Source organism: Pseudomonas sp. SA233, from assembly GCF_054792385.1.
In genome coordinates, this window is sequence record NZ_CP096449.1 from 4,365,771 (window position 1) to 4,387,463 (window position 21,693).

Annotated in this window: 20 protein-coding genes and 1 tRNA gene; 11 read left to right on the forward strand and 10 right to left on the reverse strand. The window is 60.4% G+C overall.

Features of this window, described 5'->3' with window-relative positions:
* Positions 1-13 precede the first annotated feature (13 nt).
* The 3 genes from M1D87_RS20040 (at position 14) to M1D87_RS20050 (ending at position 2,781) form a co-directional block, all read left to right on the forward strand.
* Positions 14-193 (forward strand): hypothetical protein, encoded by a 180-nt coding sequence (locus M1D87_RS20040; protein WP_421091767.1) that lies wholly within the window; start codon positions 14-16, stop codon positions 191-193.
* Positions 162-1,718 carry a hypothetical protein gene (locus M1D87_RS20045; RefSeq protein WP_421091766.1) on the forward strand — a complete coding sequence of 519 codons (1,557 nt, stop codon included), beginning with the start codon at positions 162-164 and terminating at the stop codon, positions 1,716-1,718. The genes M1D87_RS20040 and M1D87_RS20045 overlap by 32 nt, the downstream gene beginning before the upstream one ends.
* A 334-nt stretch (positions 1,719-2,052) precedes the next feature.
* Positions 2,053-2,781, forward strand: coding sequence for a recombinase family protein (locus tag M1D87_RS20050; RefSeq protein ID WP_421091765.1), 729 nt, complete (start codon positions 2,053-2,055; stop codon positions 2,779-2,781).
* A gap of 424 nt (positions 2,782-3,205) precedes the next feature.
* Here the strand turns inward: M1D87_RS20050 and M1D87_RS20055 are convergent, their stop codons facing one another.
* Entirely contained in the window at positions 3,206-4,015 is an 810-nt protein-coding gene (locus M1D87_RS20055) for a hypothetical protein (protein ID WP_421091764.1), read from the reverse strand.
* Positions 4,016-4,182: 167 nt separating this feature from the next.
* Here M1D87_RS20055 and M1D87_RS20060 point away from each other — a divergent pair, with 167 nt between their 5' ends.
* On the forward strand, positions 4,183-4,407 hold the full coding sequence (locus tag M1D87_RS20060; protein ID WP_421091763.1) for a hypothetical protein: 225 nt from the start codon (positions 4,183-4,185) through the stop codon (positions 4,405-4,407).
* 87 nt (positions 4,408-4,494) lie between these two features.
* A complete protein-coding gene (locus M1D87_RS20065) occupies positions 4,495-5,301 on the forward strand; it encodes a hypothetical protein (protein WP_421091762.1) in 807 nt (268 codons plus the stop codon).
* A gap of 156 nt (positions 5,302-5,457) precedes the next feature.
* On the opposite strand, the gene M1D87_RS20070 is transcribed toward M1D87_RS20065, so the two are convergent.
* The 5 genes from M1D87_RS20070 to dapA all read right to left on the reverse strand — a co-directional run bounded on the left by M1D87_RS20070 (position 5,458) and on the right by dapA (position 9,163).
* Positions 5,458-5,547 (reverse strand) — tRNA-Ser (locus M1D87_RS20070).
* Positions 5,548-5,638: 91 nt separating this feature from the next.
* The gene (gene purC / locus M1D87_RS20075) at positions 5,639-6,349 is read right to left on the reverse strand and encodes a phosphoribosylaminoimidazolesuccinocarboxamide synthase (RefSeq protein WP_004375217.1); all 711 of its coding nucleotides are present in this window, start codon (positions 6,347-6,349) and stop codon (positions 5,639-5,641) included.
* Between the two features lie 30 nt (positions 6,350-6,379).
* The gene (locus tag M1D87_RS20080; RefSeq protein ID WP_039613970.1) at positions 6,380-7,138 is read right to left on the reverse strand and encodes an MBL fold metallo-hydrolase; all 759 of its coding nucleotides are present in this window, start codon (positions 7,136-7,138) and stop codon (positions 6,380-6,382) included.
* On the reverse strand, positions 7,139-8,260 hold the full coding sequence (gene bamC / locus M1D87_RS20085) for an outer membrane protein assembly factor BamC (protein ID WP_123083847.1): 1,122 nt from the start codon (positions 8,258-8,260) through the stop codon (positions 7,139-7,141). It lies immediately after the preceding gene.
* 15 nt (positions 8,261-8,275) lie between these two features.
* Positions 8,276-9,163, reverse strand: coding sequence for a 4-hydroxy-tetrahydrodipicolinate synthase (gene dapA, locus M1D87_RS20090; RefSeq protein ID WP_123083848.1), 888 nt, complete (start codon positions 9,161-9,163; stop codon positions 8,276-8,278).
* Between the two features lie 259 nt (positions 9,164-9,422).
* Here dapA and M1D87_RS20095 point away from each other — a divergent pair, with 259 nt between their 5' ends.
* Together M1D87_RS20095 and M1D87_RS20100 are read left to right on the forward strand one after the other, a co-directional pair.
* Positions 9,423-9,983, forward strand: coding sequence for a glycine cleavage system transcriptional repressor (locus tag M1D87_RS20095; protein ID WP_013973793.1), 561 nt, complete (start codon positions 9,423-9,425; stop codon positions 9,981-9,983).
* A gap of 11 nt (positions 9,984-9,994) precedes the next feature.
* The gene (locus M1D87_RS20100; RefSeq protein ID WP_004375231.1) at positions 9,995-10,468 is read left to right on the forward strand and encodes a peroxiredoxin; all 474 of its coding nucleotides are present in this window, start codon (positions 9,995-9,997) and stop codon (positions 10,466-10,468) included.
* Between the two features lie 114 nt (positions 10,469-10,582).
* Here M1D87_RS20100 and M1D87_RS20105 read toward each other — a convergent pair whose 3' ends face one another.
* Both M1D87_RS20105 and M1D87_RS20110 read right to left on the reverse strand, forming a co-directional pair.
* Complete coding sequence (locus tag M1D87_RS20105; RefSeq protein WP_015271461.1) at positions 10,583-11,653, reverse strand: AI-2E family transporter; 1,071 nt, start codon at positions 11,651-11,653, stop codon at positions 10,583-10,585.
* A gap of 19 nt (positions 11,654-11,672) precedes the next feature.
* On the reverse strand, positions 11,673-11,912 hold the full coding sequence (locus M1D87_RS20110) for a sulfurtransferase TusA family protein (protein WP_004375233.1): 240 nt from the start codon (positions 11,910-11,912) through the stop codon (positions 11,673-11,675).
* A gap of 122 nt (positions 11,913-12,034) precedes the next feature.
* Between M1D87_RS20110 and M1D87_RS20115 the strand changes: the two genes are divergently transcribed.
* A complete protein-coding gene (locus M1D87_RS20115) occupies positions 12,035-13,471 on the forward strand; it encodes a M48 family metalloprotease (RefSeq protein ID WP_013973796.1) in 1,437 nt (478 codons plus the stop codon).
* Positions 13,472-13,589: 118 nt separating this feature from the next.
* On the opposite strand, the gene nadA is transcribed toward M1D87_RS20115, so the two are convergent.
* Positions 13,590-14,648, reverse strand: a complete 1,059-nt coding sequence (gene nadA, locus M1D87_RS20120) for a quinolinate synthase NadA (RefSeq protein WP_003254747.1) — start codon at positions 14,646-14,648, stop codon at positions 13,590-13,592.
* A gap of 277 nt (positions 14,649-14,925) precedes the next feature.
* Entirely contained in the window at positions 14,926-16,434 is a 1,509-nt protein-coding gene (locus M1D87_RS20125) for a YdgA family protein (protein WP_123083849.1), read from the reverse strand.
* A 444-nt stretch (positions 16,435-16,878) separates the two neighbouring features.
* Between M1D87_RS20125 and M1D87_RS20130 the strand changes: the two genes are divergently transcribed.
* From M1D87_RS20130 to M1D87_RS20140, 3 genes are all read left to right on the forward strand, one after another.
* Positions 16,879-18,231: an APC family permease gene (locus M1D87_RS20130; protein WP_123083850.1), complete on the forward strand. Its 1,353-nt coding sequence runs from the start codon at positions 16,879-16,881 to the stop codon at positions 18,229-18,231.
* 66 nt (positions 18,232-18,297) lie between these two features.
* Positions 18,298-20,361 carry a methyl-accepting chemotaxis protein McpU gene (gene mcpU, locus M1D87_RS20135; RefSeq protein WP_123083851.1) on the forward strand — a complete coding sequence of 688 codons (2,064 nt, stop codon included), beginning with the start codon at positions 18,298-18,300 and terminating at the stop codon, positions 20,359-20,361.
* A gap of 147 nt (positions 20,362-20,508) precedes the next feature.
* Complete coding sequence (locus tag M1D87_RS20140; protein WP_421091761.1) at positions 20,509-21,468, forward strand: cation diffusion facilitator family transporter; 960 nt, start codon at positions 20,509-20,511, stop codon at positions 21,466-21,468.
* Positions 21,469-21,693: the final 225 nt, after the last annotated feature.

The following is a 21,693-nucleotide window of genomic DNA, read 5'->3' on the forward strand; positions in this document are numbered from 1 at the left end:
TCGAGCATAACCGATGAAATTGACCATTAACGAGCAAGCCCAGCGGGAGCTGGTAGAGATGATGGAAGCTAGGGGGAAATACAACCCCACCTACTTCATCAACCTTCTGGTAACAGAAGCATATAAACAGTTTATTGAAATCCCAAAGTCAGAGGGAAGTAATGGAAAGCCAGCAACACTCCACGCAACGTAACTACATCTGCTGCCAATGTGGCAGCGAGTACCATGCTAAGAAATACGTTGAGCCAACCAAGCGGTACTGCAATGCAGCCTGCAAACAGAAAACCCACCGGGCGAAGCAGTCCAGCACGAAAGAAGTAAAGCGGCAGTCTCGCATTGAAGAACAGTTCACCCGATTCTATAAAGGCAGTTTTGGGCAGTGGATTATCAGGGAATGTGTCAAGGCAGATACCGTCTGCATCATGATGGGCCACACTACCGATTCGCTATTTGAACTTGAGCAGTTCCACAACCGATATTACAAGTGTTACGGCTTCAACGCAGATGAACGGAAGTCTGTATATCACCGCTGCCACATTCAGGCTCGTAAGGGTGCAGATGGATCAGTAGGAGCACTACACCCGTTGAACCTGGTCATCGCACACTGGCTGCCCAACCAGCAAGCTGGTAACAAGTTTATATCCGCAGATGCGGGGCTGAGCATCCCCGCTCACAAGCTGGTAAAGAAATGGCAAGTGGCGCTTGGTGATACCAACGAGCAGATAGCAAAGAAGGTTCGCACCCTGCTGGGTAACGAGTTCATTGAATACCTCTCCCAGTCTAGTGCGATCAAGATGGATCAGGTACACACCCTGGCCCAGCGGATATATAACAGGCAGCAGAAAGACACGGCAGTAAAGAAGCTGGAGCAACGTTACACGCTCGCCCAGCTGGAGCAAGAGTCACTTGAAAATCTGGAAATTATGGATGCAATCCAACGGGGTAAAAGTTCCGTTTCGAGATTCAAACCAGAACTGTACACCCGTGCCACGCTATGCGTTTATGCCGATGAGTTGGAACGGATGGCAGCGGTATCGCCCTCACAGCGCCACAGGGACAATTGCCGCTTTATGCTGGACTTGGTGCGAGTGCTGGGTATCTACGTCGCACAAATGGAAACTCAGCAGGGCATCGAACATAAAAGTTTCTTGCCGATGAGAGATGCTGAATGGAAGCCACTGGCCTACATGAACTGGCAGCAGCCTTGGGGGAAGCCCAACCAGCAGCGGATTGATGCAGACCACCGCATGTTGATCGAAAGCATCACCGAACATTGCTATCACGCACTCGCTGGGGCAGATATCCCGAAAGGCTTGTTGCGGCAGCGCCTGTTAAAGCGTATCGACGCCACCAATCTGGTTCCCACGGTACAAGCACCGGGCAAGTATCGTTACGAAGCCTTCGGCACCTGGGAGAAGTTCACCGAAAGCCTATACGCAGACGCTGGGCCGGTATGGCAGTCGCTGCTGGCCCTGGACCTGTGCACCCCCGAACAAATCGAAGAAGCACGCACGGGCTTGATGTGGAGCCTCCAGGGCGCAATTGAAAAGGCTCGCCACGAATACCGGAATTCGGAATGTTTCAAGCGGACTTACAGAGGCAAGTATTACAAGCGCTGGGGCTGGAAAGGCTACCCTGAGCACCTTGAGTACCCGGCCTGGCTTTCCGACTTGATGCTGCCAGAAGCAATTGATTTGCCAGTACCGCAGGCTGCATAAAACCCCGGAATAACTACTGCATAACCAGGCGATAACTTGCCCCCTGCGTGGGTATGTTCTGCCCCTTGCAAGCCCTTACACGCCTACAGGCCCCTATTTCCAAGGGATTGCTGGCGGTGGGGTTAAGAAAATCGCGCCCTTGATGCAATATCCTACTGATTTTGTAGGATTTTCGTCATAATCCCCTGCTGCCTGGTACATACCAACTTACCGTGACACTGCCCCGCTCAAGGCGGGGCATTTTTACGCCCGTGGAAAACTCATTACAATAATTGATCGGTCGTTCTAACAGTTGTAAAGTTACTGCATCAGCCATCCGCAAGGAATCGCCACCATGGAAGTCGTCGCCTACTATCGCGTTAGCACCAAGGGCCAGGGCGAGTCCGGTTTGGGTCTGGACGCCCAACGGGAATACATCAAGTTCGCTGCTGAACAGCATGGCTGGGTGGTGGTGGCTGAGTTCGAAGACGTGGGCGTGTCTGGTTCGATTCACCCGCTAGAGCGCCCAGCAGGGGCCAAGGCGTTCGCAACTGGGCACCCGGTGGTGGTGGCCAAACTTGACCGCTTGAGCCGCGACGTAGAGCACATAGCGGGCTTAATGAAGCGCCACAAGTTTCGTGTGGCCACTATGCCTACTGCCGACACGTTCCAGTTGCATATATATGCCGTTCTAGCCGAGCAGGAACGCACTTTCATCAGCGAACGCACCAAGGCCGCGTTGAGGTCGTTGGAAGCCCGAGCAGCCAGCGGTGATGCCGAAGCAGTGCGGAAGATTGAAAACCGCACACAGGCACTCGCCAAGGGCCGTAGCATGTTGAACAGGGTTAAGGGCCACGCCACGCAACGCCAACAGGCCAACGACCGTGCAGCCCTGGTCAAGGACGCCATAGAACTGTGTGTGCTCAAGGGGGCAAGTAGTTTACAGGCCGTGGCCGACTGCCTGATAGCACGCAACATACCCACCGCTCGTGGTGGCCAATGGTCGCCAACGGCAGTGATGCGTGTGATGCAGCGGCTGGGCTTGGAGCTGACCAAGGCCGCCAACGCACCTGCAAACTCGTAAGAAGCGATTTCAGCGACCTCGGGGGTGGAGCAGTAGACAACCAAGGGGGTAAGGCCTACATTGTGCCGTGGAGTCGAGATGCCCAGGCCGCTAAACCAGGAGTTCCCCTCGACTCCGGAACCAGTGAGCTGGTAACTCAGCTGGTTCACTTCAAAGCCCCGCCTCGTGCGGGGCTTTGTCGTTGATGGGCTGGAGATACTTTAAAATTGTGGTTAACGTCGTAGGACTGGCACAAAATTGGCATTAAGCCTCGCAAGCCTGTTGCACAATTTTTACCGATTTCCCGCTCCCGCCTTGATAGTTTGGCCCACCTGTTCGGGTGCCACTTTTGCCAGAGCAATGTGTCCAGAAATAGATTTCAAGTTTCCGGCTTTGCAAAATATCACGCTAGGCTTACGGAATCCCTCGTATCGTAAGCTCACCCTTATGGCCAGCGGCGCTTTCTGAGTACGGAGCTGCGGTCATCCCAAATCCAATCTACGAACTCCCCCATCAAGGGCACTGGCGGGCTGGAGAAACCATTATGGTAAAATGCTGCTTGGCTAATATCGCTCAGCAAATCACGGATCGGTACAAGGATTTTGATTAGGCGGAGAACTGCAAAACGAGCCGCTTGCGCGTGCAGCCCAGGTAGAGCCAAAGCTTTCTCCAGAGTTAGCGGTTCCTTACTCAGCCCGATCATATCTATGTGGGTCATATCAAAAATTGCCGCCGAAACGAAATTAGCCTCGCGTAAAATCTTGATTATGCACCGATTTGAAACATCAGCCTCGACGATTCTCGACAGAATGTCACCCCAGAACTCCAGAGGATCACGATTGCCTGTCGGAGCACTCAACGAATCAAGGTTATGATATCGACTCATTAGGGCAAAGTCGTTAAGCGAGCGCAGCACATCTTGGTCGATCGCATCAAACTCCGCATATGGCTTTATGTGAATCTCCCGCTTAGCCGAAATGCCAACGCAAGTAACGTGCAGATCCAGGATGTTATGCCCATAAGACTTAAGAGTCTTCGTCGTTGGTGCTTTCATGTTGTGCTCAAGCATGTGATCAATTATCACAACTGCTTTCATCAGTCGTTCCAGACCGATTGATAAATTAAAAAGCGCCGTATAGAAAGCTCCCTTACGGTGCACGTCGGCTTTTCGGAGTTCAGTTAAACCTGTAGCGAGACAGGAGCTAATTAAATAACCCTCCTGAGCCAACAAGGAATAGGTATTAACTCTGTTCATAATCTCCGCCGCTCCTTGCGTGCAAATGAATTATCGACTAGCTTCGTTATCTGGTAGACGACTATAACCCATACAGCTTGATCGGGAGTGTACCTCGGGCGAACAGCCTCAGCACGTCACTAACTCCCTTAATCCTGCACAACCACCGCCACAAGGGAGTCATCGACATGGACGACAAGGCCGCTGCCACCGCTGATGCCCTTGAGCTGCTGATGATAAATCAAAACGCTTTGCGAGCTGCAATCGAGGAGCTGAGTACCTGGGTCCGCCAGCGTGGTTCCGTGAACGTCCACGACAACGCAATGACCTGTCTACAAGCACTCGATATCAATGCCAGCGGCATTGCCTACGCAATTGAACGTCTTCGTACTGGCTGCGAAGGCGAAAGATGAAAACTAGGATATAAGTTTTCGTACGAATCCCCCTGCTAATGTGCACCAGGAAAATTACACATAATCGCCTAACCAAGGAGAGTTAAGATGCCAAGGAAAAAGCCCGATCAGGAAAAGAAAGCCCCAAGGGATCATTGGATTATCGGACACTCATCAGAACTCGTATCGGAGCTTACTGTAACTTACGACCCTGTTACTGGAACACCAAGTATCAAGGAGCTCAATCCAGCTTCACTGCGGAGCCAGATATCTCACCCCCGTGACAATGGCAAAGACAAAGTAATTTCGTCAATGCCAGTTGACGGATTTGATTCTTTGGGCGAAGACTTCCTCGCAAGGATGCAGCGCCAGTTTGACTACATAATAGCAGTTGACACGAACACCAACCAGGAACGTATTAACGGACTTAAGGTAAGCACGTGCCTCATCTGCTGCATAGTTGAGCCACTTTCGCAACTCAAAGACCCAATAAGGTATCAGCACTTGGCGGCATATCTCATCCTTGACCAGGAGGACGAAGGTAATGCTGAACGAATTGGCTGGCACTTAGTAGCCACTGTGCACTTGAATACGCCATATCTCAAAGGTAAGCGTATTGGTATTGTGACTGATAGCGAACTGGGCGAGCACATTGACATCAACTCAAGAACTAAGCCTTATTACCGAGAGCATTTCTTGCCTGCAAACATGTCACTCATTTATGCCAGGGACAAGGGCGACAATTTTACAAATAAAATGATCCAGATGAATGACACCAATGGCAGGCATTTCATGAGGTTTGTAAAGGAGAAAGGCTTGTCGAATTTGCCGCTTGGCGAAGGGTTACAGATGGGGACTGCGCGATGCCATTACGTGCATCAATCTGCGAAGAAGAATGACCGTGTACACACCTGACCGCCCCACAACACCGCCTGATTTTCGGGGGTGAGCGATCCGGGCATCGCCCCCCCTTCGGGCAGGTTCCGTGGGCCGAACCTACGTACAATTGCTACGTACAATCCAAAAACGAAAAAGCCCCGCAGACCTTAATCTGCGGGGCTTCACGTATAATGGCGGAGAGATAGGGATTTGAACCCTAGGTACTGTTGCCAGTACAACGGATTTCGAATCCGTCCCGTTCGACCACTCCGGCATCTCTCCAATGCCGCGCATCATACCAGCGTTCTTTTAAAACGCAAACCTTTTTTTAAAAAAAATCGCGTGCTATCAGGCGCTTGCGTGAACGCACCGCTTACAGCGGCACGCCCAGGCGCTTGGCAACTTCTTCGTAGGCTTCGATAACGTCGCCCAGGCCCTGACGGAAGCGGTCCTTGTCCATCTTCTTGCGGGTCTCTTTGTCCCACAGGCGGCAGCCGTCCGGGCTGAACTCGTCGCCCAGCACGATCTGGCCATGGAATACGCCGAATTCCAGCTTGAAGTCGACCAGCAGCAGGCCGGCGTCATCGAACAGCTTGCTCAGCACTTCGTTGACTTTCAGCGACAGCTTTTTCATTTCGGCCAGCTGCTCGGCAGTGCCCCAGCCAAACGCGACAACGTGGGATTCGTTGATGAAGGGGTCGCCCTTCTCGTCGTTCTTCAGGAACAGTTCGAAGGTGGACGGCTCCAGCTTGATGCCCTCCTCCACGCCCAGGCGCTTGACCAGGCTGCCGGCGGCGTAGTTGCGCACCACGCATTCGACCGGGATCATGTCCAGCTTCTTCACCAGGCACTCGTTGTCGCCCAGCAGCTTGTCGAACTGGGTCGGCACACCGGCTTCTTCCAGTTTCTGCATGATGAAGGCGTTGAACTTGTTGTTCACCATGCCTTTGCGGTCGAGCTGTTCGATGCGCTTGCCGTCGAACGCCGAAGTGTCGTTACGGAACAGCAGGATCAAGCGGTCGGCGTCGTCGGTCTTGTAAACCGATTTGGCCTTGCCGCGGTAGAGTTCGTCGCGTTTTTCCATGATTGGGCTCCGCTTGCTTGAGGTGTTGGGCTAGGCGATTTCGCGCCAGTCGAGCCCGTGTTCCTGATTCGCCACCTGGAGCCAGTCCGGGTCGCACCCAAGGGTGTCGACGAAGCACTGGCGAGCCAAGTGTGGCAGGTTGTTCTTGCTGCTGAGGTGGGCCAGCACCAGGTGTTGCAGGTTGCTCCAGCCCAACTCGTGCACCAGGCGCGCGGCCTGGTGATTGTTCAAATGTCCTTGCATGCCACCCACCCGCTGCTTCAGGAAGGCCGGGTAGTGACCGCGTGCCAGCAGGTCGCGGCAGTGGTTGGCCTCGATCAGCAGCGCATCGAGGCGCTGGTAACGCTCCAGCAGCAGCGCGTCGTATGAGCCCAGGTCGGTCAGCATGCCGAAGCGCCGCTGGCCGTCACTGACCACATACTGCAGCGGCTCGTAGGCGTCGTGCTCGACCCGCGCCGCGGTCACTTCCAGGCTGCCGATACGCAGGCTTTGGCCACAAGCGAGAAAACCGGCCACCTCCACCGGCTTGCGCATGCCGCGCAAGGTCCCCTGGCTGAGGTAGACCGGTACATTGTAGCGCCGTGACAGCAAGCCGACCCCATGCACGTGGTCGGCATGTTCGTGGGTGACCAGTACCGCACTGAGCTGGGCTGCCGACACGCCGAGCAGCGCCAGGCGCCGCTCGGTCTCGCGCAGGGAGAACCCGCAATCGACCAGGATGAACGTGTCACCACTGGCGATCAGCGTGCCGTTTCCCTGGCTGCCGCTTCCGAGTACCGCGAAGCGCACTTAGCCCAGGTGGTCCTGAATGGCGCTCAGCACGCGGCGGGCGACATCGGCCGGGGCCACGGTGTTGATGTTCTTCTCGACCGTGACCTGCACGCTCTCACCCACCTTGCTCAGGCGAACCTGGTAGCGCTCGGCACGGGCTTCACGCTCTTCCTTGGTCGGTTCGCTGCCGAACATGCGGCCGAAGAAGCCAGGCTGGTTCTGCTTGTCTTCAGGCTTTTCAGACAGGTTTATGTAGTACAGGCCAAGGCTGCGGTTGATGTCCTCGACACGCCACTCGCCACCCTGCTCCAGGGCACGACCCACGCTGGACCAGGCGCGGTCCAGGTCGGCGCCCAGGTACAGCACCGGGTTGCCGCTGCCGTCTTCGCTCAGGCTGACGCGGCTTGGCGCGTCGAAATCGCGCGCGGCCAGCAGCGATACCGAACCGCCCTTCTCGGCGCTGCGGTTCATGCTGGCAAGCATTTCGTCGACCAGCAGGGCATCGGCACCGGTGTTGCTGGAGGTGGACGGGAAATCGGGCTCGGCAGTGCTGCCAGCCGGCCGCTCGACGCTGACCACATACACCTCGGAGGTGTTGCGCTGCACGCCAGGTTCCATGCGTACACGCACGCGCACTTCGCTGTCAGCGCTGCTGGCAGTGCTGGCCAGGCGCTGGCCGAGCGAAGCCGACAGTTCGTCGAAACGCTGCCAGGTGGTGTTGAATTCACCGGTCTGCGGGCGCTCTTCGGCGATGCGGAAGCCATTGTCCTCGAAGAACTGGCGAGCCACCGGCCATACCTCGGCCGGCGAATGCTGGGCCAGCACCCAACGGCTGCTGCCGCTGCGCTGCAGGCTGTAGTCGGTAATCTGGGCGGCGCCACCGGTCATCGGTTGCGGGCGCGGCACCTCGAACTCACCGGTGGCGCTGTCGTCGGCGACGTTGCGCGGGATCGGCAGCAGCGGGTCAAGGCGCTTGACGTTGCTGGCGTCCGGCGGCAGCTGCATCGGCGCAGTCGGGCGCGCCTGCAGGTAATCGCTGCCGCGGTCGCGGAAATAGCCATCCTCGCCCCACAGCCAGCCACACCCACTGGTGCTGGAAATGATCAGGGCAAGGGCGGAAAGACCAGCCAGTCGCTTCATGCGGTGTACTTCCTCTTAAACCAGTACGCCGGACTGGCGCAAGGCAGTACGGACTTTTTCGTGGCAGCCTTCGCTCAGCCAGGTCAGCGGCAGGCGAATGCCTTTTTGCATCAGGCCCATCTCGACGAGCGCCCATTTCACCGGGATCGGGTTGGCTTCGCAGAACAGGTCCTTGTGCAGCGGCATGAGTTTTTCGTTGATTGCGCGGGCCTTCTCGGCATTGCCCGCAAGGGCGGCCTCGCACAGGTCGGCCATTTCGCGCGGGGCGACGTTGGCGGTGACGGAGATGTTGCCTTTGCCGCCCATCAGGATCAGCTCGACGGCGGTCGGGTCATCGCCGGACAGGACGAGGAAGTCCTTGTCGACGCCATCCAGGATGGCCTTGGCACGGGCCAGGTCGCCGGTGGCTTCCTTGATGCCGATGATGTTCTTGACCTTCGACAGGCGGATCACGGTATCGGCCTGCATGTCGCAGGAGGTGCGGCCGGGTACGTTGTAGAGAATCTGCGGGATGTCGACGGCTTCGGCGATGTGCTTGAAGTGCTGGTACAGGCCTTCTTGCGTCGGCTTGTTGTAGTACGGTACCACCAGCAGGCAGGCGTCGGCGCCGGCATTCTTGGCGTTCTGGGTCAGGTGCACGGCTTCGGCAGTGGCGTTGGCACCGGTGCCGGCGATGACCGGGATCGGTTTGTTGCTGCGCTTGACGCGCTCGACCACGTGCTTGATGACCAGGATGTGTTCTTCGACATCCAGCGTGGCGGACTCACCGGTTGTGCCGACAGCGACAATCGCGTGGGTGCCGTTTTCCAGGTGGAAGTCTACAAGTTTGTCGAGGCTGCCCCAGTCCACACGCCCTTGTGCATCCATGGGTGTGACCAATGCCACCATACTGCCCGCAATCATGTAACTGCTCCTGCCGGAAAAAGAGAGCGGTAATGGTACTGGGGGCATCGGCCTTGCACAAGCGAAGCAGGCGGGCGGAGCATTCCCCTCGGCGCCTTATTTCGCTACCCTTGATGCTTTGATCGGTGCAGCGCGGCCCGCCGGGCCGTCGACCTTGCTCCCCGCCAGCGTCCACGACCTCGCATGCGAGCCCCGGGCCCTGCCGACAGGAGGCTTTCGCCCGTCCTGTGCCGACCGCTCATCGCTTTAGGAATGCTGCATGTCCACCCCCACCGTCCGCGAACAATTCCTTGTCATCAGTGCCCTGGGCCCGAACCCCATGGAACTGGCCAACGTCCTCAGCCGCGCTGCGTTCGAGAACCGCTGCGCGGTGGTCACCTCGCGCCTGAGCCGCCACGGCGAGACCAGCGCCCTGGTACTGCAGGTTGGTGGCAGCTGGGACGCCCTGGCACGCCTCGAAGCCATGCTGCCGGGCCTGGGCAAGAAGCACGGCCTGACCCTGGACGTGGTGCGCAGCGCCGACCAGGAAGTGCGCCCGCAGGCCCTGCCCTACGTCGCCTACGTCAGCGCCGCCTACCGGCCGGACATCATCAACGAGCTGTGCCAGTTCTTCCTCGACCACCGCGTCGAGCTGGAAGCCATGACCTGCGATACCTACCTGGCACCGCAGACCGGCAGCAGCATGCTCAACGCCCAGTTCACCGTGATTCTGCCGGCCGGCACCCAGATCAGTTGGCTGCGTGACCAGTTCCTGGACTTTGCCGATGCCCTGAACCTCGATGCGCTGATCGAGCCATGGCGTCCACAGAACCCAATGTAAGGAAACCGACCATGGCCGTAGCACTCGACCAACCCGTTGCCGACTTCCAGGCCCAGGCCACCAGCGGGCAAACCGTCAGCCTGGCCGAGCTCAAGGGCCGACAGGTGGTGGTGTACTTCTACCCGAAGGACAGCACCCCGGGCTGCACCACCGAGGGCCAGGGTTTCCGTGACCAGCACGATGCCTTTGCCGCAGCCAACACCGTGGTGTTCGGCGTGTCGCGCGATGGCATCAAGTCGCACGAGAACTTCAAGGCCAAGCAAGGCTTCCCGTTCGAGCTGATCAGCGACAAGGACGAAGCCCTGTGCCAGCTGTTCGATGTGATCAAGCTGAAGAAGCTGTATGGCAAGGAATATATGGGCGTTGACCGCAGCACCTTCCTGATCGACAAGGACGGTGTGCTGCGCCACGAATGGCGCGGGGTGAAGGTGCCAGGGCATGTGGATGCAGTACTGGCTGCTGCCCAGGCCCTGAACAAGGCTTGAGATCGTTGGGGGCGCTTTGCGCCCCTTTCGCGACACAAGGCCGCTCCTACAGGAAATCGCGTATCCCTGTAGGAGCGGCCTTGTGTCGCGATGGGCTGCAAAGCAGCCCCAAAATTACAGCATCGGTGACACACTAGGCTCCTGCCGCGGCCAGGCATCCAGCACGGCCTTGATCAAGGTCGCCAGCGGGATGGCAAAGAAGATCCCCCAGAACCCCCACAACCCGCCAAACAGCAACACCGCGCAAATGATCGCCACCGGGTGCAGGCTCACCGCCTCGGAGAACAGCAGCGGCACCAGCACGTTGCCGTCCAGCGCCTGGATGATCGCGTACACCGTCATCAGGTAGATGAACTGGTCACCCCAGCCCCACTGGAACAGTGCGATCAACGTCACCGGCACGGTCACCACAACCGCGCCCACGTAAGGCACCACCACCGACAGCCCCACCAGCAGCGCCAGCAACGCGGCGTAGTTGAGCCCCAGGCTGATGAAGGCGATGTAGGTGGCAATGCCGCAGATCAGGATCTCGATGCCCTTGCCGCGGATGTAGTTTGCGATCTGCCGGTTCATCTCGCTGCCCACCCGGTTCAGCAGGCTGCGCTGACGTGGCAGGTAGCCGCTGACCCAACGGCCGATCAGTTCGCGGTCCTTGAGAAAGAAAAACACCAGGATCGGCACCAGCACCAGATAGATCATGGCGTTGACCAGCAGCGGCAGGCTCGATAACGAGAAGGTCAGTGCCCACTGGCCGAATTTGCCGATTTCTCCGCGCACCGACTCGATGGCATGCAGCACCTGCTCGTCCGACACCAGGTGCGGATAGCGCTCGGGCAACAGCAACAGCAGCGACTGCCACTTGCCGAGCATGCCCGGCAGCTCGTTGAACAGGGTGATCAACTGGTGCCAAAGCAGTGGCACCAGCACCAGCATGAACACCGCCAGCGCGCCCATGAACAGGGCGAACACCAGCATCACCGCCAACCGGGTGGGTACCCGCAAGCGCTCCAGGGCATTGACCAGCCCCTGCATCAGAAACGCCAGCACCATGCCCGCCAGCACCGGCGCAAGCATGCCACCCAGGGTGAGTACCGCAGTAAAAGCCAGGAACAACAGGACCGCCAGCACCACCGCTTCCTCATCGGAGAAGTAGCGCTGCATCCAGTCGCGAAGCACTTTGAACATTGACGATCCTTGGAAAGACTCAGGCCTTGCGCAGCCAGTAAGTGTAGGTACCGGCCTCGGCCGTTTCCCGCAGCAGGGTATGACCGGCCAACTGGGCGAAAGTGCGGAAGTCGCGCTGGGAGCCGGCGTCGGTGGCGATTACCTTGAGCACCGCGCCGCTGGCCAGGCGGTTGAGCTCCATCTTGGCCTTCAGCAGCGGCAAAGGGCAATTCAGCCCGCTGGCGTCCAGTTCGGCGTCACAGGTCAGGGTTTCACTCATTGCGGAACTCTCCAAAGGCATTACCAGGCTGTATCTGGATTTGGCCGGCTAGGATAGCGCCACTGGTCGCCAACGTGTGAGCCCGCTACAGTAGGTATCTTTGACCGACGCGAGCTTCATGCATGAATCTACTGCGCCCTACCCTGCTGACGCTGGCCTGCCTGTTGGCCCTTCCCGGCCATGCTGACGACCTGCCATCACTGGGTGATGCCAGTTCCGCGATCGTCTCGCCGCAACAGGAGCACCAGCTTGGCCGTGCCTGGCTGAGCCTGCTGCGCGGCCAGGTCAACCAGCTCAACGACCCGCAGCTGAAGGACTACGTCGAGACCAGTGTGTACCGCCTGGCCGAAACCAGCCAGCTGCAGGACCGCCGCCTGGAATTCATCCTCATCGATAGCCGCGAGCTCAACGCCTTTGCCGCCCCCGGCGGCATCGTCGGGGTCAACGGCGGGCTGTTCCTCAACGCCCAGACCGAAGGCGAGTACGCCTCGGTACTGGCCCACGAACTGGCGCACTTGTCGCAACGCCACTTCGCCCGCGGCGTCGAGGCCCAGCAGCGCATGCAACTGCCGATGATGGCGGCGCTGCTGGCCGGTATCGTGCTGGCGGCCGGTGGCGGCGGTGATGCCGGTATCGGTGTGATCGCCGGCACCCAGGCGGCGGCGATCCAGGAACAGCGGCGCTTCTCGCGGCAGAACGAACAGGAAGCCGACCGCATCGGCATCCAGAACCTGGAAAAGGCCGGCTACGACCCGCGCAACATGCCGACCATGTTCGAGCGCCTGGCCCGGCAGTACCGCTACGACGCCAAGCCGCCGGAATTCCTGCTGACCCACCCGGTAACCGAGTCGCGTATCGCCGACACCCGCAACCGTGCCGAGCAGGCCCCCAAGGGCGGCGTCGAGGACAGCATGCGCTACCAGCTGATCCGTGCCCGGGTGGCGCTTACCTACGAAGGCACCCCGGGGCTGGCGGCCAAACGCTTCCGCGCCCAGCTGGACGAAGACCCCAAGCTGGACGCCGCGCGTTACGGCCTGGCCCTGGCGCAGATCAAGGGCGGCCAGCTGAACGAGGCGCGTGAACTGCTCAAGCCGCTGCTGGCCAAGGCCCCCAACGACATTACCTACAACCTGGCGCAGATCGACCTGGACATCACCAACAACCGCCTGGCGGATGCGCAGCAGCGTGCTGAACGCATGCAGGGGCTGTACCCGGGCAACTACCCGCTGAAGCAGGTGCGTGCCGATCTGCTGGTGAAACTGAACAAGCCCGCCGAGGCGGAAAAGGTGCTGAACGAACTGGTGAAGAGCCGGCCGGATGACCCGGACGTGTGGTACGACATGGCCGAAGTGCGGGGCCTTTCGGGCAATACCATTGGCTTGCACCGGGCGCGGGCCGAGTACTTCACCCTGGTGGGCGATTTCGACCAGGCCATCCAGCAGCTGGATTACGCCAAGCGCCGGTCGGGCGGGAACTTCCCGCTGGCAGCACAGATTGATCAGCGCCAGCGCGAGATCATGGAGCAGAAGCGCATGGTTCAGGAAATGATGGGGCGCTGAATATTGAGGGAGCGCTTCGCGCTCCATTCGCAGCACAAGGCAGCTCCTACAAGGGAATGTGATCTCTTGTAGGAGCAGCCTTGTGCTGCGAATGGGCCGCAGAGCGGCCCCAGTAATCTCAGGCGTTACCGGACAACTTCAGGCGCGCTGCCTGGGTAAAGTCCAGCATCCGGTTCAACGGCTTGATCGCCTTCGGCACCAGCGCCGGGTCGACAAAGATCTCGTTCGTGCCATTACGCAGGCAATCCAGCACACGCTCCAGGGTGTTCATCGCCATCCACGGGCAGTGCGCGCAGCTGCGGCACGCCGCGCCGTTACCGGCGGTGGGGGCTTCGACGAACTCCTTGTCCGGGCACAGCTGCTGCATCTTGTAGAAGATGCCGCGGTCGGTGGCGACGATGAAGGTCTTGTTCGGCAGGGTCTGGGCAGCCTTGATCAGCTGGCTGGTGGAGCCCACCGCATCGGCCAGCTCGATCACCGCTTCAGGCGACTCGGGGTGCACCAGAATCGCCGCATCCGGGTACAGCGCCTTCATGTCGGCCAACTGGCGCGACTTGAACTCTTCGTGAACGATGCAGGCACCGTCCCACAGCAGCATGTCGGCACCGGTTTGCTTCTGGATGTAGCGCCCCAGGTGCTGGTCCGGGCCCCAGATGATGGTTTCGCCGTTGTCCATCAGGCTTTCGACGATTTCCAGCGCGCAGCTCGAGGTCACCACCCAGTCGGCACGGGCCTTCACGGCTGCAGAAGTGTTGGCGTAGACCACCACGGTGCGCTCGGGGTGCTGGTCGCAGAAGGCTGAGAACTCTTCTACCGGGCAGCCCAGGTCGAGCGAGCAGGTGGCCTCCAGGGTAGGCATCAGCACGCGTTTTTCAGGAGTGAGGATTTTCGCCGTCTCGCCCATGAAGCGCACGCCGGCAACGATCACGGTTTCGGCCGGGTGGTTCTTGCCGAAGCGGGCCATTTCCAGCGAGTCGGACACGCAGCCGCCGGTTTCTTCGGCCAGCGCCTGGATGACCGGGTCGCAGTAATAGTGGGCGACCAGCACGGCGTTCTGGGCCTTGAGCTCGGCAGCGATGGCCGCACGGTATTCGGCCTCCTGCTCGGCTGTCAGCGGGTTTGGCTGCTTGGCGTCGAGGTGGGCCTGAACCAACAGGCGTTCGGAAATCTGGGTCATGATCGCTGGACCTGCAGGCGCGTGCGCGCGTCAAATCGAGTGTATCACCCGGCCCTGACAGATCGGCTAAGGGTGCCGGACGGCACAAAGGCCGCCACGGCCCTCTGCGGGCGCGGATTATTATCGGAGGCCGAAGGCTACAGACAATCCAGCGAATTCTAAAGTGGTTTTTGTGTTGCCTGCACTGGCCCTTTCGCGGGTGAACCCGCTCCTACAGCGTCTGCCAAACTCCTGTGGGAGCGGGTTTACCCGCGAAGAGGCCGGTACAGGCTTTCAATCAGCCCTGCGGCGACAGGGCCGCCAGGTGCGAGGCCATGAGCATCGCGAACTCTTCCACGGTCATCTTCTTGCCGTTGAAGTCGACCATGCCGTCGGCATAGTGCAGGCTGCTCACCACATCATTGCCCTGCACCGTGGCCATGCCGCTCTGCAGCGCCATCATGCCGACCATTTCCCCGGCCTGGCTCGATTGCATGGCAATGGCCTGGGCGTCGGTCTGGCCATCCAGCAGTGCCTGCAAGGTTGCCAGGTCACCGATCATCGGCTTGGACAACGACAGCTTGCTCTTCACCTCGGTGATCAGTTGCTTGCTCAACTGGTCAGGCGGCAGGTCGAAGCTGGCCGGGGCGGCGAAGCCCATCGACAGGTCGAAGCGGCTTTCACCATTGGCAGTCCTGAACGACAGGTTTTCCACCGCCACCCGGGGCTTGGCAGCCAGCAGTTTCTGCAGCTCGCCCTGGAACCTGGCCTTCTCCTCATCGTCCATCTGGATTTCCGGCACCGGCTGGCCAGCGGCAGCTGCGGCCTCGAATTCCGGCAGGTGCGCCTGGTACCACGTCGACAACGCCTGTAGCGCCGGCGCGTTGACCGACGTGATGCTCACCGCCATCTGCGCCTTGCCCACCGCACGGCCATCCCAGGTGATATCCCCGACCTTGTACTCCACGCGGCCACCCACGGTATCCGGGCCCTCAAGGGTTTGCAGGGCGTTCTGCTCCAGCCCCTTGACCACCAGCACCTGCTGTTTCGGCCCCAGGGTGACCTTGGTTTCGGCCAGTGCCAGGTCGACGTTGCCAACGTAGATGGCCTCGTGCGCGGTGGCCGCCAGTTGGCCGCCGACCTTCAGCCCATTGAGCTCGAAGGTGGCAGGCGGCTGGTCATCGCGTACCAGTTTCATCACGAACCGATCGGCCTGGCCGTGGAAGCTCGAGGCCTTGCCTTCCTGGTCACCACTGACTTGCAGTTGCATGCCCGAGAAGTCGAGGCTGTTGCCATCCGCTTCGTCGAGCTTGACCGGGGCCAGCTGCACCTGGCTGACCACATTGCCGTCGTAGCCCAGACTGGTCTGTGCGCTGACCGGGGCCTGCTCGCCCGCTGCGGCGAACCACGGCGCGGTGGCGTCGTCCTTCTGCAGCGTGCTGTTGCTGACTGCCAGCACCGGCATCAGCTTCAGTGCCTTTACTCGCGACCAGGGGAACGGGCCGTGCTCGATCTGGTCGGTCACGCCAACGTCGAAATTCACCACTTCGCCTTCGCCCAGGTTGATATCGCGGGCCTTGAGCCGGTACTGGGCGGTACTGCTGAAGAAATGCTGCTCCAGCGATACCCGTTCGATGCTCATGCTGCCACCGGTACTCACCAGGGCCTTCTTGAGTTCCGCGTTGCTGCGGACCAGCGCGTTGTCCAGCTCCGCAGGCAGCTGCTTGCCGGTGTACCAGGCGCCAGCGGTGGTTGCGACGGCGATGGCGATAGCCAAGCCGGAAAGGATGCCAACTGATTTCTTCATGAATAGAACCGATTGCTGTCCATATGGGCTTCGTAGGCGGCCAAGGGCCACACAGGACGCCAAGAGTACCACTGCCGCCCAGCCCTGGCGCTGGCCAGGCTCGATAAATCCGGTTTTTGGGAAACGCCTGACAGACCTGCCAAGGGAGACCGGCATTCGTTAATTTTTGCGAACACCAAAATTGATCATAACCGCAAAAAAACGCGCAAAAACCGAACAAAACCCCACTTTAATCGATAAATATTTCAATCCAGCAACATCTTGTCATGTTTAACTTGACACCAAGCTACCCATCGTTTTTTATTTTCACCACTTTGCGCGCTCCCCCGCGCCCCGCTGCTCCAACAATAAAGGTGAACAACATGGAGCCCACCCGCTCGCCCTTGCCGCATGCGCAGTACACCGTGCCCGCCGTTTACGCCCAGCCGCAGGAGCCATGCCAGCATGCAGCCTGACCACAGCGCTTCCGGCAACGGCCAACTCCGTAAAACCCTGCGTCTCTGGCACGTGATCATCATTGGTCTGGCCTACCTGACCCCGATGACCGTGTTCGACACCTTCGGTATCGTTTCCGGGATTACTGCCGGCCACGTACCCAGCGCCTACATCCTGGCACTGGCCGGGATCCTGTTCACCGCCGTGAGCTACGGCACCTTGGTAAGGCGCTTCCCGCAGGCGGGCTCGGCCTACACCTACACCCAGCGCGCGATCAACCCGCACGTCGGCTTCCTGGTCGGCTGGTCGTCGTTGCTGGACTACCTGCTGCTGCCAATGGTCAACGCCTTGCTGGCCAAGCTGTACCTTTCGGCCATGTTCCCGGAAGTACCGGAGTGGATGTGGGTGGCCGGCTTCGTCACCCTGATCAGCCTGATCAACATGCGCAGCGTGAACCTGGTGGCGCACTTCAACCTGCTGTTCGTGGCCGTGCAGGTGGCGATCATCGCCGTGTTCATCTACCTGTGCGTGCGCGGCCTGGACCAGGGTGAAGGGCTAGGTACCGCCTGGAGCCTGCTGCCGTTCGCCGACAATCAGACCCAGCTCAGCGCCCTGGCCGCCGGTGCGACCATCCTGTGCTTCTCGTTCCTCGGCTTCGACGCGGTGACCTGCCTGTCCGAAGAAACCCGCGACCCGGGCAAGACCATCCCTCGCGCGATCTTCCTCACCGCCCTGATTGGCGGCCTGGTGTTCATCACCGTGTCGTACTTCATCCAGGCCTACTTCCCGACCATGTCCCGTTTCCACGACCAGGAAGCAGCACTGCCGGAAATCGCCCTGTACGTCGGCGGCAAGCTGTTCCAGTCGATCTTCATCGCCTGCACCGTGATCAACACCATCGCCTCGGGCCTGGCCTCGCAGACCAGCGTGTCGCGCCTGCTGTACGTGATGGGCCGCGACAATGTGATCCCGGCCAGCCTGTTCGCCCGCCTGCACTCGCGTTACAAGACGCCAGTGCTGAATATTGCGGTGGTGGGGCTGATTTCGCTGTCGGCGATCTTCTTCGACCTGGTTACCGCCACCTCGATCATCAACTTCGGTGCACTGGTCGCGTTCAGCTTCGTCAACCTGTCGGTGATCAACCACTGCTATCTGCGTGAAGGCAGGCGCCAGGGCCTGGCCAACCAGCTGACATACCTGGTGGCACCCACCATCGGCTTCTGCATCATCGTCTCGCTGTGGCTGGACCTGAACGCACACTCGCTGCTGTTCGGTGGCGTCTGGGCACTGCTCGGCCTGCTGTACCTGGCCTGGCTGACCAAAGCCTTCAGGGACTCGCCGCCCAACTACATCGCTGAATGAACCATGCTGCCGACAACGCCCGCGCCTGATCGCGGGCGTTGCATTTGATCGAAAAGGAAAGCCCTCATGCCGCTGCGTCGCCTCTCCATCCAGTGGAAGATAACCCTGCTCGCCGGCCTGTGCCTGCTGGCCATTGTCGCCCTGCTGGTAACCACATCGCTGGCCCAGGCGCGGCGCAGCGCGGCATTGGTCAACCAGGCCAATACCGAAATGCTCGACAGCAGCGCACGCCTGCGCCTGCAGGCCCATGCTGAAACCCAGGCTCTGCGCATCCAGCGCTATTTCATGGACGCCTACCAGTACGGCAATGGCTTTGCCCGCCTGGTGCAGGTGCTCAAGGCCCGTGGCGGCAACGACCTGCGCGCCGAACTGACGCGCCAGGCCCGCGCCAGCCTGGCGGGCAACCCGGATGTGATCGGTCTGTACCTGGTGTTCCAGCCCAACGCCCTGGACCCGGACAGCCAGTACCTCGGCCAGGATGCAATGGGCAGCAATGAGAGCGGGCGCTTCTCGCTGTACTGGTCACAACCCCGCCCCGGCACCCTGGAGCTTGAAGCCATGCCGGAATCGATGCTCGGTGATGCCAGCATCGGCAGCAACGGCGTGGCGAAGAACCGCTGGCTGACCTGCCCGCAGGACACCGCCAGAACCTGCATGCTCGAGCCATATCTCGACGAGGTGAATGGCCGCCAGGTACTGATGACCAGCATCGCCCTGCCACTGCTGGAACACGGCAAGGTGGTCGGCGTGGTCGGTCTGGACATCGGCCTGGCCAACCTGCAGCAGTTGAGCGTGGACGGCCGCCGGGAGCTGTTCGACGGCCAGGGCCAGGTCAGTATCGCCAGCGCGGCCGGCCTGCTGGCCGGCAACAGCCGCGACGACAGCAAGCTCGGCGAGCCCATGGACAAGGTGGTAGCCGACGGCCTGCTGCGTGTTGCCCACCCGTTCACGCCAATCCCTGATGCCGCCCCCTGGCAGGTATTGCTGGAACTGCCGGAAAGCGTGCTGCAGGCGCCTGCCGTCGCCCTCAACCAGCGCCTGGATGCGCACAACCACAGCGCCAACTTCACCAGCTTGCTGGTTGGCCTGGGCGCTGCGGTAGTCGGTTTGCTGCTGGTGTGGCTGACTGCACGCGGGGTGACCCGGCCAATCCTGGCCGTGGCCGCGCGCCTGGAAGACATCGCCAGCGGCGAAGGCGACCTTACCCGCCGCCTGGAGTATGCCCGCCAGGACGAACTGGGCCAGCTTACCGGTTGGTTCAACCGCTTTCTCGACAAGCTGCAGCCAGTCATAGCCCAGGTCAAAGGCTCACTGCAGGAAGCCCGCGGAACCGCTGACCAGTCGGCAGCAATCGCCAGCCAGACCAGCAGCGGCATGCAGCAACAGCACCGCGAAATCGAACAGGTGGCCACCGCCGCCAATGAAATGAGCGCCACCGCCCTGGATGTCGCCCATAACGCCTCGCAGGCGGCCCAGGCCGCACGCGCTGCCGACCAAGCCAGCCGCGAGGGCCTGCAGCTGATCGACAGCACCCGGCAGGGCATCGACCGCCTGGCCGCTGGCATGAACACCGCCATGGACGAGGCGCGCGCGCTGGAAGGCCGCAGCGGGCAGATCGGATCGGTGCTGGAAGTGATCCGCACCATTGCCGAGCAAACCAACCTGCTGGCGCTCAACGCCGCCATAGAAGCCGCCCGTGCAGGCGAAGCCGGGCGTGGTTTTGCCGTGGTGGCAGATGAAGTGCGTGGTCTGGCCCAGCGTACCCAGTTGTCGGTGGAGGAAATTCGCCAGGTCATCGAAGGCTTGCAGCAAGGCACCCAGGATGTGGTGGGCGCGATGCAGCAAGGCCAGCGTCAGGCCCAGGACAGCGCCGCACGGATGGAACAGGCGCTGCCGGCGCTACAACGTATTGGCGAGGCAGTGGCAGTGATCAGCGACATGAACCTGCAGATTGCCTCGGCGGCTGAAGAGCAGAGCGCCGTAGCCGAAGAGGTGAACCGCAATGTGGCCGGCATTCGCGATGTGACCGAATCGCTGGCAGGCCAGGCTGATGAGTCGGCGCGGATCAGCCAGGCCCTGAACCGGCTGGCCAACCAGCAGCAGGCGCTGATGGAGCAGTTCCGCGTCTAACCTGTCAGGGCCTCTTCGCGGGTAAACCCGCTCCCACAAGGCCCGGCGCTGCCTTCAAGGTCAGAGCATAACCCTGTGGGAGCGGGTTTACCCGCGAAGAGGCCAGCACATACAACATAGCAGCAGGGCTATTTACCGAGCACAATCATGCAAACCCCAACCAGATCTTCCTTCTTCGACATCACCAGCGAACAGGGCCTGTTACGCACCTCGATCGCCGTCACCCTGTTCATCGCCGTCATCGGCATCGCCTTCGGCCTGGCCTCCGGCTCGTTCTCCATCGTATTCGACGGCGTCTATTCGCTGGTCGATGCCAGCATGAGCGGGCTGTCGCTGGTGGTGGTCAGGCTGATTACCGCGCACACCACCAGCGTGCAGATGTCACGCAAGTTGCGTGAGCGCTTCACCATGGGCTTCTGGCACCTGGAGCCGATGGTGCTGGCGCTCAACGGCATCCTGCTCAGCGGCGTGGCCATCTATGCGCTGATCAACGCCGTCAGCAGCCTGCTGCAAGGCGGGCGCCACCTGGAGTTCGGCATCGCCATGGTCTACGCGGTGCTGACCGTGATCGCCTGCGTGACCATCGCTGTTGTCGAGGCCCGCGCCAACCGCAAGCTGGGCTCGGACTTCGTGCGCATGGACGTCAAGGGCTGGGTGATGTCGGCCAGCATCACCGCCGCGCTGCTGATCGCCTTCTGCTTTGGCTATGCGGTGCAAGGCACATCGCTGGAGTGGGTGTCGCCGTATATCGACCCGGCGGTGCTGGCGCTGGTCTGCCTGGTGATCGTGCCGTTGCCGATGTCGGTGGTGCGCCAGGCCCTGTCGGAAATTTTCCTGGTGAACCCTGGCGACCTCAAGCTGCACGTGGATGAAGTCGCCAAGGCCTTCGTCGCACGCCATGGGTTGCAGTCGTACCGCGCCTATGTAGCCAAGGTCGGGCGCTCGCGGGAGATCGAACTGTATTTCATCGTGCCGAAGGCCATGGCCGCGAAAACCATCGATGAATGGGATGCGTGGCGCAACGAGATCGGTGATGACGTGGGTGGTGAAGGGCCGGACCGCTGGCTGACGGTGGTGTTTACCGGGGATCCGGAGTGGGCTGAGTAAGACATCTGGAGTCTGCACAGCCCCCTGTAGGAGCGGCCTTGCGTCGCGATCGGGCTGCGCAGCAGCCCCAGGGTTTCAGCAAAAACGCACAAATTGCTGGGGCTGCTACGCAGCCCGATCGCGACGCAAGGCCGCTCCTACAAGCGATCGCGCAAACCGAGCAATAAAACTCGGCCAACGGAAAACGAAAAAGCCCGCCACCGTTGCCGGTAGCGGGCTTTGACG